The organism is Janthinobacterium sp. J1-1, assembly GCF_030944405.1.
Taxonomy (GTDB): Bacteria; Pseudomonadota; Gammaproteobacteria; order Burkholderiales; family Burkholderiaceae_D; genus Janthinobacterium.
The window spans coordinates 1,853,991-1,869,544 of record NZ_CP132339.1 but is presented as its reverse complement, the minus strand read 5'-3'; the positions used below and the strand labels follow the sequence as shown (position 1 = coordinate 1,869,544).

Sequence of the window (15,554 nt, the reverse complement as noted above, 5' to 3'; positions counted from 1 at the left end):
TATGCAGAGATAGTACCGTGTGTTAGAGCAGGAGCAACAGTTTTTTATGGCAAGGTCAAAACTTTGTGCGCAAGGCCAGGCTGGCATTGCGCGGCGTGCCATAGTAATTGCCCAGGAAGGTGCTGCCCAAGGTTTTGTAATAGGTCTTGTCGAGCACGTTGTTGACGTTCAGGGTCAGCGTCCAGCGCGGATCGATGCGGTATTCGGCCATGGCGTTGAGCAACAGATGGCCGCCCTGGGTAAAGTCGAACGACTGGTACTGGCCGGCCGCATCGAGCACCGAGCCGCTCACATACTGCCGGCTCTGCACGCTGGCCACGCCGCCGACCTTCCATTGCGCCAGGGCGCCAGGCAGCACGTATGAGGTGGCCACCTTCAGCAGGTGTTTCGGCGTGATGCTGCTGTAGGTGTCGCGCGTGCTGTCATCCTTCGTGTGGTTGTAGGTGTAGCCGGCGCTCAGTTGCCAGCCCGGCAGCACTTCGCCGCCCACTTCCAGGTCCATGCCGCGGCTGGTCACTTTGCCTTGCGGCAGGTAGCAGCAATTGGTATTCCACAAGCTGGTGCTTTCCGGATAGCGGGTGTCCAGCACGGCCGTGCCCGTGCGTTCCACATTGAAGACGCTGAGGGTGGCGTTCAGGCGTCCATCGAGCAACTCGCCCTTCACGCCGCCCTCGTAGCTGGCGCCTTTCACGGGCGCGAGCGAAGTGCCCGGCGGCGGCCCCATCATGCTCAGCGCCTGCGGCTTGTAGATGGCAGAGTAGCTGGCATAGGCCGACCAGCGCGCGTCGATGTCATAAATGATGCCGCCATACGGCGTCACCTTCGTCGGCTCGCCGAACGCGGTGCGCGAATACACGCTGCGCTGGCCGGCCGGATCGATATCCCAGACCGTCTGGTCGAAATCATAGCGGCTGGCGCGCGCGCCGGCGATCACGTGCAGACGGTCGGTCGGATGCAGGCGCAGCACGCCATACGCGCCCTTCTGCACCTGGCCCCACGGTTCATACAAGGTGTCGGGATTGGCGTTCAACGCGGGATTCCACGGCTGCGGATCGAACACGCTGGTCGAGACGGTGCCATTGCCGGCAAACGCGCCGCTTTGCCAGTGGCTGCGCACGCGCTGCCAGTCCACGCCCAGCAGCAGTTCATGGCTGCGGCCCAGCAGCTTGAACGGGCCGCTCAGGTTCAGGTCGACCAGGTCCTGCTTGTTGCCCGCATCGATATGGCCGCCGCGCCAGAACGGATTGGCGCCCGTCGCGGGGTCGACGGCGCCGCCCAGGAAGGCCCAGTTGCGCGCCAGTGCGTTTTCCACATGCGTGACATTGAGCTTGGCCTTCCAGCGGTTGGCGAACTGATGTTCGAACTGCGCAAACACCTCCTTGTTTTCATCGTCGGTGTAGGCCCAGTCCGGCGTATTGTTGGCGCCGCGCCGCAAGCCCAGGCTGCGCCCGTCCGCATAGCGCTGGATGCCCGCCACGTCGCCATTCTGGTGCGACTTGCCGTAGATGGCGCCCACGGTCAGCAGGCTATCCTTGCCCAGGTCCGCCTCCAGCACGCCGTAGATGGCCGGCTTTTCGATGCTGTAATGGTCGAGGAAGGAATCGCCCTTCTGGTAACTGAGCACGGCGCGGCCGCGGATGCGGCCATCGTCCGTCAAGGGCGCGCTGGCGTCGAGTTCCGTGCGCACCGTGTTCCACGAACCGGACGACAGCAGGGCCGATACCTGGCGCTGGGCCAGCGGCTTCTTGCGCACGATATTGATGATGCCGCCCGGGTCGCCCATCCCGCCCAGCAGGCCCGATGCGCCGCGCATCATCTCGACGCGGTCATAAAAGGCCATGTCCTGCTGCGGGCTGTAGGTATAGGCGCCCAGCGCCAGCGGCGCGCCGCCATCGACCTGCATGCCGGTGATCAGGAAGCCGCGCGAATAAAAGTCGCCCGCGTTATTGGCCACCACCACGCCCGGCATCAGCGCCATCGCTTCGCGGATGTCGCCGACATTCTGGTCGTCGAGCAGCTGGTGCGTCACCACCGAGACGGACTGCGGAATCTCGCGAAACGACTGGTCGGTCTTCGAGGCGATGCTGGTGACGCGGCTGGTGTACGAGCCCGTACCTTCCGTACTGCCATCGACGGCGCGGCGCGCGCGCACGCGGATCACGGCCAGCATCTGTTCCTCGCTGGCCGCTGCGGTAGTGGTAGTGGCCGCCGTGGGCGCCGTCTTTTGCAAGGTATAACTGCCATCGCTGCGGCCAACGATTTCCAGGCCGCTGCCGGCCAGCAGCAAAGTCAAGGCTGCGCGCGCCGTGTAGCTGCCGTTCAGCGCAGGGCTGCTCAAGCCGGCCGTGAGGGCGGGATCGAACGACAGCGCGATGCCTCGACGGCCAAGGCGGACAGGTTGCGGCCCAGCGGGCCGGCCGGCAATTGCACGCTGTGCGCGGCGGGTGCGTCAAGCGAGGCGGCGCTGGACGATGGCGCCAGGCTCAACAGCGCAAGGTGGACGGCGAGACAAACCAGGGAGTGACGTGGTGTTGCGGGCATGGCGTATTCCTTTATGGGCGAGGGTGTCATTCCCCTTGCCAGCCAGGCGCGAAAAAAGTGTCAGCGTTTTAGAATTATTTTTCAGGCGGCGCCAGGGTCACCCAATAGCCGCCCAGACGCGTGCGCGCCAGCACGGGATACGTCGACACCAGCATCACCAGCGCCGCATCGGTGTCCGCAATCGGAAACGCGCCCGAGATGCGCACATTGGCCACCTGCGGCTCGCAATGGATCACGCCCGGGCGGTAACGCGCCAGCTCCTGCGCGAAGTCGGCCAGGCGCACATCATCGGCCAGCAGCATGCCGCGCCGCCAGGCCAGCGCAGCCGCGTCCAGCATCTGCGGCTGGCCGATGGCGCTCTGCGTGAAGACCACCTGCTGGCCCGCGTCGACGATGCGCGCGGCGTCACCGGCCAGTGGCGTGACGCGCACGCGGCTTTCCCGCACCGCCAGCTGCGTGCGCCCCTCGTCCTGGCGCACGGAAAACACCGTGCCCAGCGCTTCCAGCCGGCCTTGCGCGGTCTGCACGACAAAGGGACGGCCTTGCGCATCGGGCGCCGTGCGCACGGCGATTTCACCACCGCGCAGCAGCAGCAATCGCTCGCCGGCATCGAAGCGCACGTCCAGCGTGGTGCCGGTATTGAGACTGACATGGCTGCCATCGGCCAGCACGATCTCGCGCCGCTCGCCGGTGGCGGTATGGTAATCACCGCGCCAGTTTGAATGATCAGGCAGCAGCCAGGCGCCGGGCACGGTGGCCAGCAACGCCGCCAGTTTCAGCATGGCCGCGCGGCGCGCCGGCGAACGGGCCCGGTCCAGCGCCGGCATCGCCAGTTCCGGCGGCAAGCCACCCAGTTTGCCCAGCAGCTTTTCCGCCCGGCTCCAGGCGCGCGCATGCTCAGGACTGCTCAGGCGCCAGCGCTCGCAATCGCGCCGCTGCTGGACGCTGGCGTCGCCCGCATGCAGCTGCATCAGCCAGTCGGCCGCCTGTTCCAGCACCTGCGGATCGATAGCTGCAGTGGCTCCCACGCTAGTCATCGGCCAGCTGCAGACACGCCAGGAAAGCCTGTTTCATATAGCGCTTGACGGTGGCCAGCGACACGTTCAAGCGCAGGGCGATGGCGTCATAGGTCAGGCCATCGAGCTGCGACAGCAGAAAGGCGCGCCGCACCAGGGACGGCAAGGCGTCGAGCATGGCGTCGACCTGATGCAGCGTTTCCAGGATCAGATGCTGCTCTTCGCACGACGGCGCCGTCGCTTCGGGCAGCAGCGCGATGGCGTCCAAGTAGGCCCGTTCCAGCGCCTGGCGCTGGTACCAGTTGATCAATATGCCGCGCGCCACCGTCGTCAGATAGGCGCGCGGCTGGGCGATGGCGCCGAGATCGCGCCCGGCCAGGATGCGGGTGAAAGTGTCCTGCGCCAGGTCGGCCGCATCCGCCACATTCCCCAGCTTGCAGCGCAACCAGCCCTGCAGCCAGCCATGGTGCTGCTGGTACAGCGCGCGGGCGGTTTGCAGGGAGGAGGAGTGGTCGTGCTCGTCGTACTCGTACGATAGGGGAGAGCCGGCAGCCGGCATGGGGCACCAATGCAAATAGGAATTATTCTCATTGTAGCTGGAAGCAGAATGCTAGCGCAATGGCTGGCGGCGATGACAGGTTGAACGCACGCGTTTTTACAACAAAATCGATATCACAAAAATGTTTAAAAAAATCACCATGCCAGCACCGGGCTGGCGGACCTGGCCCCATGGCCCCACGCAGAACTAAAACTCGCCGAGGGCGAAATTGACCGCTGCCCGGGCATGCAGCGCTGTCGTGTCCAGCAGCGGAAGTTGGCTGTCATCCTGGCCGATCAACAGCGTGATCTCCGTGCATCCCAGAATCACGGCATCCGCACCCCGGCGCGCCAGGGAATGGATGATGCTTTGACAGGTCTTGCGTGAGCTGTCCCGAATGACCCCGGCGCACAATTCTTCATAGATAATCTGGTGTACCTCGGCACGCTCTGTCTCGTCCGGCACGAGCACCTTTACGCCATATTGACGTTCCAGGCGCTCGCGGAGAAAGGCTTGCTCCATCGTGTAGCGCGTACCGAGCAGGCCAAGCACCGATGCATTGCTTTGCCTTGCAGCCTCGCCAACCGGATCCGCAATATGCAGGAAGGGGATCGGTACTGCGGCAGCAATGCGATCTGCGACCTTGTGCATGGTATTGGTACACAGCACGATGCAGTCAGCCCCGCCCCGATGCAGGCTGCGCGCGGCGTCTTCCAATGCAGCTGCCGCATCGTCCCAGCGTCCGTCTTGCTGCGCCTGCTGGACCGGACCAAAGTCCATGCTGTGCATCAGCACTCTGGCAGAGCGTAGTGGTCCCAGCCGCTTGCGCACTTCCTGATTGATCAGCTTGTAATAGGCGGCGCTCGATTCCCAGCTCATGCCGCCTATCAGTCCAATGATCCGTAAAACCTGGTCTTGCTGATGTGTTAATGTATTCATGGTATGCCTGAGTGGAAGGGGAACGCCATCTTGATGTGTGAACAACTGGCACAGACAATACCGAATCACGGCAAACCGGGTCTATCATGAAATTTCAATCTTCTGACATGCAGGTGGAGCTGTTGCCGGGAAAGGCCTACAGCGTCCGCAACGCTCTTGGTGAATACTCGCTGGGAATCGCACTGCAACGACAACAAGGCGTGCATGCCATCGGCACTGACCGCAGGGCCGATTTTGATACCTGGCCAGGCACATTGGCCCATACACCGCCAGGCGTCGATGTTTTTTCGGAATCGGAAACGGGTGGCGAGTACCTGATCGTGCGCTGGGCATCCACTGCCGAATTGGATGTCCATGAGTTCGATAAGGCCGCAAATCGGCGCCACCAATGGACAGGCCATGCCGCGGCGCTGCGCCGTGCCCGTCATCTGCGGCGATTGCTGCTCGCTTCGGAACGTGATGAGCTTGCGGTGGAACAGGCAATGCTGGCACTCGTCAATGTGGAGCGCAAAAAAACGACCACGCTTGATCAGCAACTGCGCGCAAAATACGGGCGCGTGCTGGACCGGATCGCAAGCGAGTTCGATCAAGCACTGACCATCGTGCAACTGGCGGCGTCCGTGGACCGGACACCGCTGGCTTTTTTAAGAGAATTTACCAGGATGACAGGGATGACCCCGCACGCCTACATCGTCGAGACGCGCGTGCAGGCAGCGCGCGCCAGCATGCGGCGTGACAAGGCGCCGCTGGCCATCATCGCCGCCGATTGCGGATTTACCCATCAGTCGCACATGGGTGTCGCTTTCCGCAAGGTGCTGGGGCAGACGCCGGGGCGCTACCGCGCAATGCTGTAGAGCATCGCGACGGCGCCGTTACTGCCCCGCCAGCGCCACCACCGGATCGAGCCCCGACGCCTTGCGCGCCGGCATAAAGCCGAACACCAGACCCGTCACCACCGCGCAGGCAAAGGCGCCGCCGATGGCGCTGAGGGAAAAGATCACCGGCACTTCCCACACCAGCAGCAGCCCCGCGAAGGCGATGCCGACCACGATGCCGGCCACGCCGCCCACCACCGACACCAGCACCGCCTCGGTCAGGAACTGGCGCAGGATGTCGCGCCGGCGCGCGCCGGTGGCCATGCGGATGCCGATTTCGCGCGTGCGCTCGCGCACCGTCATCAGCATCACGTTCATCACGCCGATGCCGCCCACCACCAGCGAGACGGCCGCGATCAGGCTGAGCATCATGGTCATGTTGTCCTGCGTTTTCGCTTCCGCCGCGATCGAGGCGGCCGCGTTGCTGATGCCGTAGTCGCGGATGCGGTGGCGTTCGAACAGCACGGCGTCGACCGCCGCCTCGACTTCCGTCACGCGTTTCACGTCCGCCGCCGCCAGCACGGTATACGTCGGCTCGCGCTGGCCGAAGACGCGGATGCCGGCCGTGGAAAACGGCAGCAGCAGCACGTCGTCCTCGTCTTTTTCGCCCGTCAGCGCGCCCTTGGAACTCATCACGCCGATCACCTGGAACGGCACGTTGCCGATCAGGATGGTCTGCCCGACCGGATTGGGCACGTCCGGCATCAGCTTTTCAGCCAGGCGCGCGCCCAGCACGGCGACTGTCGCCATCTCGCGCTCGTCCTGCTCGGTAAAGAAGCCGCCCCTGGCCACCGGCCAGGTCTGGATCTGCGGCAGCGCCGGCCCGGTGCCGCGCACATAGGTCTGCACGTCGATATTGCCATGGCGAATCACCTTGTTGCCGGTGACATTCGGCAGCACGTGCGAAATGCCCGGCACGTCTTTCAACGCTTCCAGGTCGCCCAGGGTGATGCTGCGCCCCGGGATGCGCGAGCTTTCGCCGCGCGAGGCCATGTACAGCAGGTTGGAGCCGAACGCGCCCAGCTGCGCCATCACCTGCTGGCGCGTGCCAAGGCCTATGGCCAGCATGACGATCACGGAGGCGACACCGATCACGATGCCGAGCAGGGTCAGCCCGGTGCGGAAGCGGTTGATCCACAGGACGCGCCAGGCGGCGCGCGCGGCGTCCAGCAGTTCGGTGCCCAACGAAGCCCCCGTGTCATGCGCGGCGCGCGACATGTCGAGCGGCGGCAGCGCGGCGGCCGTGGCGGGAATGGCCACCGCGCCCGAGTCTTCGATAAGCTCGCCGTCGCGGATCTCGATCACGCGGCGCGCCTGGGCCGCCACCTTGCGGTCATGGGTAATCAGGATGATGGTGTGGCCGGCGTCGGCCAGCTCGCCCAGCAGAGCCATCACTTCGGCGCCGCTGGTGGTATCCAGGGCGCCGGTCGGTTCATCGGCCAGGATAATGCGCCCGCCGTTCATCAGCGCGCGCGCGATCGACACGCGCTGCTGCTGCCCGCCGGACAATTGATTCGGGCGATGGTCAAACCGCTCGCCCAGTCCCAGGCGTTGCAGCAGCGCGGCGGAACGTGCGTGGCGGGCGGCGGCCGGCATGCCCGCATACAGGGCCGGCACTTCGACGTTTTCGCGCGCCGATTCGGTGGCGATCAGGTGATAACCCTGGAACACGAAGCCGAACGCTTCGCGCCGCAGCCAGGCCAGTTCGTCGGGATTCAAACTGGCCACGTCCTGGCCGGCAAAGTGGTACGTGCCGTCGCTGGGGCGGTCCAGACAACCGAGCAAGTGCATCAGGGTCGACTTGCCGGAGCCGGACGCGCCGACGATGGCGACGAATTCGCCGGCGCCGATGGACAAGGTGACGCCGCGCAGCACCTCGACGGCCGGCGCGCCGTCATGGCCGCCATAGCGCTTGCGGATGCCGTGCAGCTCGATCAAAGGCGCAGTGTTGTCAACCCCGCTCATAACTGGAACCTGCTCGGGCCATTGCCGGCCGGCTGCTCGCCCGTCACCAGCAGTTCGCCTTCCTTCAGGCCTTTCAGCACTTCGGCGCTGAGGCGGTTGCGCACGCCCACCGTCACTTCGCGCTCGCCGACCTTGCCGTCCGCCCCCATCACGCGCGCCGTAAACTCCCCGCTCTTCGCTCCTTCGGCGCTGGACGGTTTCAGGGCCGGCAGCGGCACGGCCAGCACATTATTGGCCGCCGCCGTGACGAACACCACCTGCGCCGTCATCTGCGGCATCAGTTCGCCGTCGGCGTTGTCGACGTCGAACAGCACGGTATACAGGATCACCTTGCTGGTCGACGGCGCCAGGGCCGTGCCGGCGCTGGTGCCGCCCGGCACCGGCGGCGCCGGCAGCACCTGCCGCACCTTGCCGCTCCAGCGCCGCTGGTCGCCGCCGAGCGTGGTGAAATACACCGGCATCTCGGCGCGCACGCGGCGCACGTCGGCCTCCGACACTTCGGTCCATACGGTCATGGCGGAGAGGTCCGCGATGCGCAGGATATTCGGCGTCTGGTAGGTCGCGTTCAGGGTCTGCCCTTCTTTCGCGTCCAGGCCCACCACGCTACCGGCCATCGGCGCGTAGATGCGGGTATAGCCCAGGCGCGCCTCATCGGCCTTCAGGCTGGCCTGGGTCTGGTCTATCTGCGCCTTCAGGTGGTCGATCTTGGCGGCGGCCGAGGCCAAGGTGGCTTCGGCCAGCTCCAGCTCGGCCAGCGGGGTGGAATCGAACTTGGCCATCTGCGTCTGGCGCACATGCTGCCGGCCGGCCAGGCGGTGCTGCGCCTGTTGATCCGCCAGTTGCGCGCGCAGGCCGGCCAGCGCGGCGCGGCCCGCGTCCACGGTGGCCTGCTGCACGCTGGGGTCGATCTCGGCCAGCAGCTGGCCTTTTTCCACCACCGTGCCCGGTTGCACGTGCAGGCGCGTGATCTGGCCCGATACCTGGGCGCCCACGTCGACATAGGTCTGCGGCTGCAGGGTGCCGATGGCCGTCACGCTGGCCTCGATGCTGCCGCGCTTGACGGGGGTGGTCTCGAAGATGGTGGCCGGGCCACGCGTGGCCCACAGGGCGCCGGCGCCAAGCAGCGCCAGCAGGGCCACGGCGCCAAGAATGGCCGCGCGGCGGGAAGTATGAAACGGTGTCGCCTTGGGTGAAACGTGCATCGGTCTGTCCTTGAAGAAGATTACTGCAGCAGGGTTACCAGACCTGCCAGCGCGGCGACGGCTGCCAGCAGGGAACTACGAAACAGCACTGTGGGGGCATAGGGCAGCAGCAGGGCCACGCCCAGCGCGCCGGCCGATAAAAAGCCCAGCCAGGCGACCACGCCGACCGACGCGCTCCAGCCGGCCACGCAAGGCCAGATGGCCAGCGCCAGCAGCAGGCTGCCGGCCAGTTGCAGCGCGCGCCGCACCGAAGGCGCCGCGTCGCGGCCGAACACCTGGCCGTGGTGGCGGTCCATCGCCAGCGACAGGCTGGCCATGCCCGCATACGACAGGCCCAGTGCGCACAGGATGGTATTGATCATGCGTTGTTCTCCATGGTGGTTGATGTGTTGGCACTGGCCGGCAGGTTTTTCCTGGCGGTGGCAGCGGGTTTTTCCTTGCGCGTGGCGACTTTCCAGGCGCCCCAGGCCGCAAGCAGGCCAAAGGCGATGGCGCACAGTTCCACGCCGGCGCTTTCCAGGTCGCCGCGCGCGAGCTGCGCCGCCAGATTGTCGCCCGTGCTCAGCACATTGAGTACCGGCAGCAGCAGGCATAAAGCGGCCAGCACGCCTAGTTGTTCGATCCAGGCGCGTTTTTCCTGGCGCAGGCAGGCGTGCAGCAGGGTCAATAGCCAGACGCCGAAAAAGGCTTTTACTTCCCAGCCGGCGCGCTGTTCCAGCCCGACCGGGATCAGGCGATTCGCCCACAGGAAGCCGATGCAGGCGATCGCCAGGCCGGCGATCGCGGCGATATTCAGGCAGGCCACCAGGCGGTACACGCGCGGCGTGGCGGCGCCGAATTCGCCGAGCGACTTCTGGCGCCGCTTGACCAGGAACAGGACCGCGCCGGTGCCCATCATGGCGGTGCCGGCCAGGCCGCACAGGAAATACAGCCAGCGCATCGGGATGCCGCCAAAACCCACCATATGCAGGTTGGACATGACATTGCGCGTCAGCGCCGCACCACCCGTGTCCGAACCACCAGGCTGGCGCACGGCGGTTTCCAGGCCGGTCGCCAGCGCATAACAGGCGCGGCCCGTATTGGCGCTGATGCGCTCGAGCAGTTCGCTGTCCTCGTTCCAGCCATACATGCACACGCGCATGGAGGCGTCGTTCGGATTGTCCAGCACCACGGCGCGGATTTCCTGGCCGATGGCCTGCTCGGCGCGCAGCGCGAACTGCTCCAGGTCTGGTATGGCCAGCGGCTGGCCGGTGCGCGCCGGTTTGCCGACATCGTTCCAGTCGGCCAGGAACGATTTCTTGGCATGATCCGCGCCGTACTGCGCCACCACCGGCGCCGGCACATAGTCGTCGGCATAAAACACCAGGCCCGTATAGGCGATCATGAACTGGAACGGCAGGGTCAGCACCGCCACCGCATTGTGCGCGTCGAGCCAGGAACGCTGGCCCTTGGCCGGGCGGAAGGTAAAGAAGTCCTTGAAAATGCGCTTGTGCGTGATCACGCCGCTGACCAGCGCCACCAGCATGATCATGGTGGTGATGCCGACGATCCACACGCCGATGCGGCCAGCGTGCAGCTCGTAGTGAAAATCGACGAAATGGTGGCCGCCCTGAGTGGCGCGCTGCACGCCCGCGTGACCATGCTGGATCTCCTTGCCCGTCAACGGATCGAGATCGGCCGAACCATAGCCGCCCTGCGGCTGGAACCAGTAGGCCGACAGGCCCTGCCCGGGGCGCTGCACCGGCCAGATTTCCCACATGTCGGCCTTCGGATGGCTCTTGGCCATGAAGTCGAGCGCCAGCGCCAGGCGCTGCGCGCGGTCGGTCACCTTGGCCGGCGGCGGCTCGCTGGCGTGCGCCGCTTCTTCCAAAGCGTGCTCTGGCTGCATCCAGTGGCCGATCGGTTCCTCGAACACCGACAGGGTGCCGGTCAGGAAGATGGCGAACAGCAGCCACGAAATCCACAGGCCGCTCCAGGTATGCAGCCAGGCCATGGCCTGGCGCAAGCCGCCCGACTGCGGCGACTTGACGGCTTTTTCCAGCCTGGTACTCATGCGGCACCCCGCGACAGCAGCATGCCGATGCCGGCGCACAGTATCGCCGGCAGCAGCATGCCGAGCCAGGCGCGCCGCAGGTCCTGCACCGAAAACACCCAGATCACGGCGCAGGTATACACGGCAAAGGCGCTCAGGGTGGCCGTCTGCACGGCTTCCACGCGCGACAAGGGCAGCATGGCCGACAGCAGCACCGCCACGCCGGAAGTCAAGGCATAGCCGCCGAAGATGGCGGCCAGCACGCGCGACAACAACAGCATGTGGACCGGCTTCATGGCTGTGGTACTCCATGGATTGTTTGTTTCTGTTGCATCACTGCGTCTCTCCGTCAAATGGATAATGGCGGCGGCCGTCCCGGATCGTCCTGTCGGCAAGCCTGTAATTTTGATGAAAACTGCATCCCTCAAAGACAGGTGCCGCGAGAATCCGAAACGGGCAGTCCTGCCGCAAAATATTTTTTTGAGGGGGACGCCGCTATGGCGCCGGCTCGACCGAAACCCAGTAGCGCGTGCGGCTGCGCACCTGCACCGGCAGCGAATTGGGCAGCATGTTGAGGATGCGCTCCGTATCGAACAGCGGAAACACGCCCGACAGGCGCAGCCGGACCACTTCCGGCGCGCAGTGGATCAGGCCGGGGCGGTAGCGCGACAGGTCGGCCAGGAATTCGCCCAGGGTCACGTCGTCGACGATCATCTGCCCGCGCGACCAGGCGTCCGCATAGGCCTCGACGGCTTGCGGCGCAGCGGCGTGCTGGCGCGTAAACGTCGCGCTGCGCCCGGCGGGCAGCAGCAAGGGGGCGCCAGCGCCATCGAGCGGCCGGATCTCGACCGCGCTTTCAAACACGGCCACGCGGCTCTCGCCATCGAGCTGGCGCACGGAAAAGCGGGTACCGAGCGCGCGCACCAGGCCTTCGCGGGTGGCCACCACCAGCGGCGCATCGTTGCCAACCCGATCGCTGCCGGCGCCATGGCCGCTGACGATCATGATTTCGCCGGCCAGCAGTTCGATCCGTCGCTGCCGGCCATCGAAGCGCAGGTTGACGGCCGACGCCGTATTCAGGCTGACCATGCCACCGTCGGCCAGCGCAATGTCGCGCCGCTCGCCGGTGGTCGTGCGATAGTCGGCAAGCAGGGTGCGCGCGCCATCGCGGGCGCCGCCCTGCGCGGCCAGCAGGCCGGCGCCGCCGGCCACGCCCAGCCAGGCCAGCAACTGGCGGCGCTTGCCGCTGGCCGGGCGCCTGGCCGCGCCAGCCAGCGCCTGCACGGCGGCGCCCTTGTGCACGCTGCCAAAGCGCTGCGAAAACGCTTCGATATGGGCCCAGGCCCGGGCATGCTCAGGATCCATCTCGCGCCAGCGCATCCAGTCGCGGCGTTCCTTCTCGCCCGCCTCGTCCGACATCAGCACGGTCAGCCAGTCGGCCGCCTGCTGCGCCACGGCTTCGCTGATAGCTGGCACCTTTGCCCCGCTCACGACGGCAGCGCAAAAAACACGTGCCGGTTGGCGCGCGTCAGATACTGTTTCACCGAGCTGGCCGATACATTGAGGCGTTCGGCGATCTCGGCGTAGCTCAGGCCTTCGAGCTGGGCCAGCAGGAACGCAGTGCGCACCGGCAGCGGCAAGCCGTCGAGGGCCGCATCGATTTCCTGCAGGGCTTCCAGCGCCAGCAGCCGCTCTTCGGGCGCGGGCGCCACGGCCGGCGGCAAACAGGCCAGCGCCGCCAGGTAGGCGTCTTCCAGCACCTGGCGCCGGTAGCGGTGCGCCACCAGGCGGCGCGCGATGGTGGCCAGGAACGGCCGCGCCTCGCGGATCTGCGGCGCCGCGCCGCTGGTCAATACGCTGACAAAGGTATCCTGCGCCAGGTCGGCCGCCTCGCCCGCATTGCCCAGCTTATGGCGCAGCCAGCCCTGCAGCCAGCCGTGATGGCTGCTGTAGAGCGCGTGCAGTTCCTGTTGCTGGGCAAAATCGGCGGCCGCCATACTATCCATGTAAATAAGAATTATTCTCATTTTAACCTTGAAATAGCCCTGCATGCAATCATGGCATTGCCATAAATGCCAAGCTATCGCTGCCGATGCGCGACCGTCCCAACGGCGCGATAGAGTAAAATGGCGGCCATCGTCCGGCCACGCGCCGCCCACTCCCAAGCTTTCCACTGCAGGTTGATCATGCTAGATAATCTTACCCAACGGCTTGCCAAAGTCGTCAAGACCATGCGCGGCGAGGCGCGCCTGACCGAAGCCAATACCGCCGAAATGCTGCGCGAAGTGCGCCTGGCGCTGCTCGAGGCCGACGTCGCGCTGCCCGCCGTGCGCGAATTCATCGCCCGCGTCAAGGAAAAATCCATGGGCGAGGAAGTCATTTCCTCGCTGTCGCCGGGCCAGGCCCTGGTCGGCGTGGTGCAGCGCGAGCTGGCCGCCATCATGGGCGCCGACCTCGGCCCCGAAGCGTCGCAGATCAGCTTTGCGCAGCAGCCGCCCGCCATCATCCTGATGGCCGGTCTGCAGGGTGTGGGTAAAACCACCACCGTCGGCAAGCTGGCGAAATACCTGAAGGAAGAAAAGAAGAAGAAAGTGCTGACCGTCTCGGCCGACGTGTACCGGCCTGCCGCGATCGCCCAGCTGCAATCGGTGACCAGCCAGGTCGGCGCCGACTTCTTCCCGTCCACCGCCACCGACAAGCCGGTCGATATCGCCCTGGCCGCGCTGGACTGGGCGAAAAAGCACTATCACGATGTGCTGATCATCGATACGGCCGGCCGTCTCGGTATCGACGAAGAGATGATGCGCGAAATCGCCGCTGTCCATGCGGCCGTGAAACCGATCGAAACCCTGTTCGTGGTTGACGCCATGCTGGGCCAGGACGCCATCAACACGGCCAAGGCCTTCAACGACGCGCTGCCGCTGACCGGTATCGTGCTGACCAAGCTCGATGGCGATGCGCGCGGCGGTGCGGCCCTGTCGGTGCGCCATATCACGGGCAAGCCGATCAAGTTTGCCGGCGTCTCGGAAAAACTGGACGGCCTGGAAGCGTTCGACCCGACCCGCATGGCCAACCGCATCCTGGGCATGGGCGACATCCTGGCGCTGGTCGAAGAAGCGCGCAAGGGCGTCGACAGCAAGGCGGCGGCCGACCTGGCGCAGAAGATGAAGGTCGGCGGCAAGTTCGACATGAACGACTTCAAGGCGCAACTGGGTCAAATGAAGAAAATGGGCGGCATGGCCAACCTGATGGACAAGCTGCCAGCCCAGTTCCAGCAGGCCGCCGGCGGCAAGAACATGGACCAGGCGGACAAGCAGGTGCGCCGCATGTGCGGCATCATCGACTCGATGACGCCGCAGGAGCGCGCCAAGCCTGAACTGATCAAGGCCACCCGCAAGCGCCGCATCGCGGCCGGCGCCGGCGTGCAGGTGCAGGAAGTCAATCGCATGCTGAACCAGTTCGAGCAGATGCAGACGATGATGAAAAAACTGTCGGGCGGCGGCATGATGAAGATGATGCGCAGTATGAAAGGCATGATGCCCGGCCTGAAGTAAGGTATCGAGCCTTCCGGACCGACGGTCCGGAAGGTGTTTTGCGACCGCCAAAAGCAGCAAAACAGTATGTTAAATAATGCCGGGCAGCATTTTCCTCAGCCCGGCATTGTGCCCTCCCCGCATAGCCAGCAACCATGCCGTTTTCAGGCAAAAACACCCTTCCACGCCCTTCCACGCTGCGCCCGGGCGACAGAGGGAGGATTTCGCTGCTTTTTCCTCGTGAAAACGTGAAAATCGCTTGCATACTGTGTAAATCCCCACCAATATTAGCCGTGCGATTAATTGCGCAATTTCCCATGTGTTTGTTAAGGAGGCTCGAAGATGGCAACAGCCAAAAAAACCCCAGTAGCAGCGCCAGCCAAGGCAGCAGCAGCCAAACCTGCAGCCGCCAAGAAAGCAGCACCCGCAGCCAAAGCCGCACCAGCGGCAAAACCCGCAGCCAAGCCGGCTGCGAAACCGGCAGCGGCGAAGAAAGCGGCAGCACCGGCAACACCACGCAAGCCAAACGCAGCCTTCATGAAAGAAATGACGCCGTCCACCGAACTGGCAGCCGTCGTTGGCGCAGCACCTTTGCCGCGCACTGAAGTGACCAAGAAGGTCTGGGATTACATCAAAAAACTCGACCTGCAAGATCCGGCCAACCGCCGCATGATCAATGCCGACGACAAACTGAAAGCCGTTTTTGGCGGCAAGGCCCAAGTCTCCATGTTTGAAATGACGAAGCTCATCTCCGATCATTTGAAATAATCAGCTACCCGCCGGCGCTTTCGCCGAGCGAGTGCCCCGCCGCTTTACTGCGAGCGGGGTATTTTTTTGGGGTCAGACCCTGATGCCGTCAAGTTAGCGCCCCTGCTTCACAAGCACACCAGCAAAAGGTCAACAGCCCAGGCGC

At 65.1% G+C, this 15,554-nt stretch carries 15 protein-coding genes; 3 read left to right on the top strand and 12 right to left on the bottom strand.

Annotation, left to right across the window (positions count from 1 at the left end; translation table 11 throughout):
* Positions 1-55 precede the first annotated feature (55 nt).
* The 5 genes from Q8L25_RS08450 to Q8L25_RS08430 form a co-directional block, all read right to left on the bottom strand.
* A complete protein-coding gene (locus tag Q8L25_RS08450) occupies positions 56-2,338 on the bottom strand; it encodes a TonB-dependent siderophore receptor (RefSeq protein ID WP_308924433.1) in 2,283 nt (760 codons plus the stop codon).
* Positions 2,335-2,541, bottom strand: a complete 207-nt coding sequence (locus Q8L25_RS08445; protein WP_308924432.1) for a hypothetical protein — start codon at positions 2,539-2,541, stop codon at positions 2,335-2,337. The genes Q8L25_RS08450 and Q8L25_RS08445 overlap by 4 nt, the downstream gene beginning before the upstream one ends.
* A gap of 74 nt (positions 2,542-2,615) precedes the next feature.
* A complete protein-coding gene (locus Q8L25_RS08440; protein ID WP_308924431.1) occupies positions 2,616-3,578 on the bottom strand; it encodes a FecR domain-containing protein in 963 nt (320 codons plus the stop codon).
* Positions 3,571-4,116: a sigma-70 family RNA polymerase sigma factor gene (locus Q8L25_RS08435; RefSeq protein WP_308924430.1), complete on the bottom strand. Its 546-nt coding sequence runs from the start codon at positions 4,114-4,116 to the stop codon at positions 3,571-3,573. Before Q8L25_RS08435 ends, Q8L25_RS08440 begins: the two co-directional genes overlap by 8 nt.
* A gap of 186 nt (positions 4,117-4,302) precedes the next feature.
* Positions 4,303-5,034: an aspartate/glutamate racemase family protein gene (locus Q8L25_RS08430; RefSeq protein WP_308924429.1), complete on the bottom strand. Its 732-nt coding sequence runs from the start codon at positions 5,032-5,034 to the stop codon at positions 4,303-4,305.
* An 86-nt stretch (positions 5,035-5,120) separates the two neighbouring features.
* On the opposite strand from Q8L25_RS08430, the gene Q8L25_RS08425 reads away from it, so the two are divergent.
* Positions 5,121-5,888, top strand: coding sequence for an AraC family transcriptional regulator (locus tag Q8L25_RS08425; protein WP_308924428.1), 768 nt, complete (start codon positions 5,121-5,123; stop codon positions 5,886-5,888).
* An 18-nt stretch (positions 5,889-5,906) separates the two neighbouring features.
* On the opposite strand, the gene Q8L25_RS08420 is transcribed toward Q8L25_RS08425, so the two are convergent.
* The 7 genes from Q8L25_RS08420 to Q8L25_RS08390 form a co-directional block, all read right to left on the bottom strand.
* Positions 5,907-7,874: a MacB family efflux pump subunit gene (locus tag Q8L25_RS08420; protein WP_308924427.1), complete on the bottom strand. Its 1,968-nt coding sequence runs from the start codon at positions 7,872-7,874 to the stop codon at positions 5,907-5,909.
* Positions 7,871-9,076 carry an efflux RND transporter periplasmic adaptor subunit gene (locus Q8L25_RS08415; protein WP_308924426.1) on the bottom strand — a complete coding sequence of 402 codons (1,206 nt, stop codon included), beginning with the start codon at positions 9,074-9,076 and terminating at the stop codon, positions 7,871-7,873. The genes Q8L25_RS08420 and Q8L25_RS08415 overlap by 4 nt, the downstream gene beginning before the upstream one ends.
* Before the next feature lie 20 nt (positions 9,077-9,096).
* Complete coding sequence (locus tag Q8L25_RS08410; protein ID WP_308924425.1) at positions 9,097-9,438, bottom strand: DUF3325 domain-containing protein; 342 nt, start codon at positions 9,436-9,438, stop codon at positions 9,097-9,099.
* Positions 9,435-11,129 carry a PepSY-associated TM helix domain-containing protein gene (locus Q8L25_RS08405; RefSeq protein ID WP_308924424.1) on the bottom strand — a complete coding sequence of 565 codons (1,695 nt, stop codon included), beginning with the start codon at positions 11,127-11,129 and terminating at the stop codon, positions 9,435-9,437. The genes Q8L25_RS08410 and Q8L25_RS08405 overlap by 4 nt, the downstream gene beginning before the upstream one ends.
* Positions 11,126-11,404: a DUF3649 domain-containing protein gene (locus tag Q8L25_RS08400; protein ID WP_308924423.1), complete on the bottom strand. Its 279-nt coding sequence runs from the start codon at positions 11,402-11,404 to the stop codon at positions 11,126-11,128. Before Q8L25_RS08400 ends, Q8L25_RS08405 begins: the two co-directional genes overlap by 4 nt.
* A gap of 199 nt (positions 11,405-11,603) precedes the next feature.
* A complete protein-coding gene (locus tag Q8L25_RS08395; RefSeq protein WP_308924422.1) occupies positions 11,604-12,584 on the bottom strand; it encodes a FecR domain-containing protein in 981 nt (326 codons plus the stop codon).
* 11 nt (positions 12,585-12,595) lie between these two features.
* Positions 12,596-13,105, bottom strand: coding sequence for a sigma-70 family RNA polymerase sigma factor (locus Q8L25_RS08390; protein ID WP_308925690.1), 510 nt, complete (start codon positions 13,103-13,105; stop codon positions 12,596-12,598).
* 189 nt (positions 13,106-13,294) lie between these two features.
* On the opposite strand from Q8L25_RS08390, the gene ffh reads away from it, so the two are divergent.
* Positions 13,295-14,662 carry a signal recognition particle protein gene (gene ffh, locus Q8L25_RS08385; protein WP_308924421.1) on the top strand — a complete coding sequence of 456 codons (1,368 nt, stop codon included), beginning with the start codon at positions 13,295-13,297 and terminating at the stop codon, positions 14,660-14,662.
* 321 nt (positions 14,663-14,983) lie between these two features.
* Positions 14,984-15,409, top strand: a complete 426-nt coding sequence (locus Q8L25_RS08380; protein ID WP_308924420.1) for an SWIB/MDM2 domain-containing protein — start codon at positions 14,984-14,986, stop codon at positions 15,407-15,409.
* Positions 15,410-15,554: the final 145 nt, after the last annotated feature.

Bases quoted from the DNA above. Each gene is read 5' to 3' on its own strand.
- Q8L25_RS08380 (WP_308924420.1), top strand. From the start codon at position 14,984: ATGGCAACAGCCAAAAAAACCCCAGTAGCAGCGCCAGCCAAGGCAGCA.
- Q8L25_RS08440 (WP_308924431.1), bottom strand. From the start codon at position 3,578: ATGACTAGCGTGGGAGCCACTGCAGCTATCGATCCGCAGGTGCTGGAA.
- Q8L25_RS08425 (WP_308924428.1), top strand. From the start codon at position 5,121: ATGAAATTTCAATCTTCTGACATGCAGGTGGAGCTGTTGCCGGGAAAG.
- Q8L25_RS08435 (WP_308924430.1), bottom strand. From the start codon at position 4,116: ATGCCGGCTGCCGGCTCTCCCCTATCGTACGAGTACGACGAGCACGAC.
- Q8L25_RS08420 (WP_308924427.1), bottom strand. From the start codon at position 7,874: ATGAGCGGGGTTGACAACACTGCGCCTTTGATCGAGCTGCACGGCATC.
- ffh (WP_308924421.1), top strand. From the start codon at position 13,295: ATGCTAGATAATCTTACCCAACGGCTTGCCAAAGTCGTCAAGACCATG.
- Q8L25_RS08390 (WP_308925690.1), bottom strand. From the start codon at position 13,105: ATGGCGGCCGCCGATTTTGCCCAGCAACAGGAACTGCACGCGCTCTAC.
- Q8L25_RS08410 (WP_308924425.1), bottom strand. From the start codon at position 9,438: ATGATCAATACCATCCTGTGCGCACTGGGCCTGTCGTATGCGGGCATG.
- Q8L25_RS08415 (WP_308924426.1), bottom strand. From the start codon at position 9,076: ATGCACGTTTCACCCAAGGCGACACCGTTTCATACTTCCCGCCGCGCG.
- Q8L25_RS08400 (WP_308924423.1), bottom strand. From the start codon at position 11,404: ATGAAGCCGGTCCACATGCTGTTGTTGTCGCGCGTGCTGGCCGCCATC.
- Q8L25_RS08405 (WP_308924424.1), bottom strand. From the start codon at position 11,129: ATGAGTACCAGGCTGGAAAAAGCCGTCAAGTCGCCGCAGTCGGGCGGC.
- Q8L25_RS08445 (WP_308924432.1), bottom strand. From the start codon at position 2,541: ATGCCCGCAACACCACGTCACTCCCTGGTTTGTCTCGCCGTCCACCTT.
- Q8L25_RS08430 (WP_308924429.1), bottom strand. From the start codon at position 5,034: ATGAATACATTAACACATCAGCAAGACCAGGTTTTACGGATCATTGGA.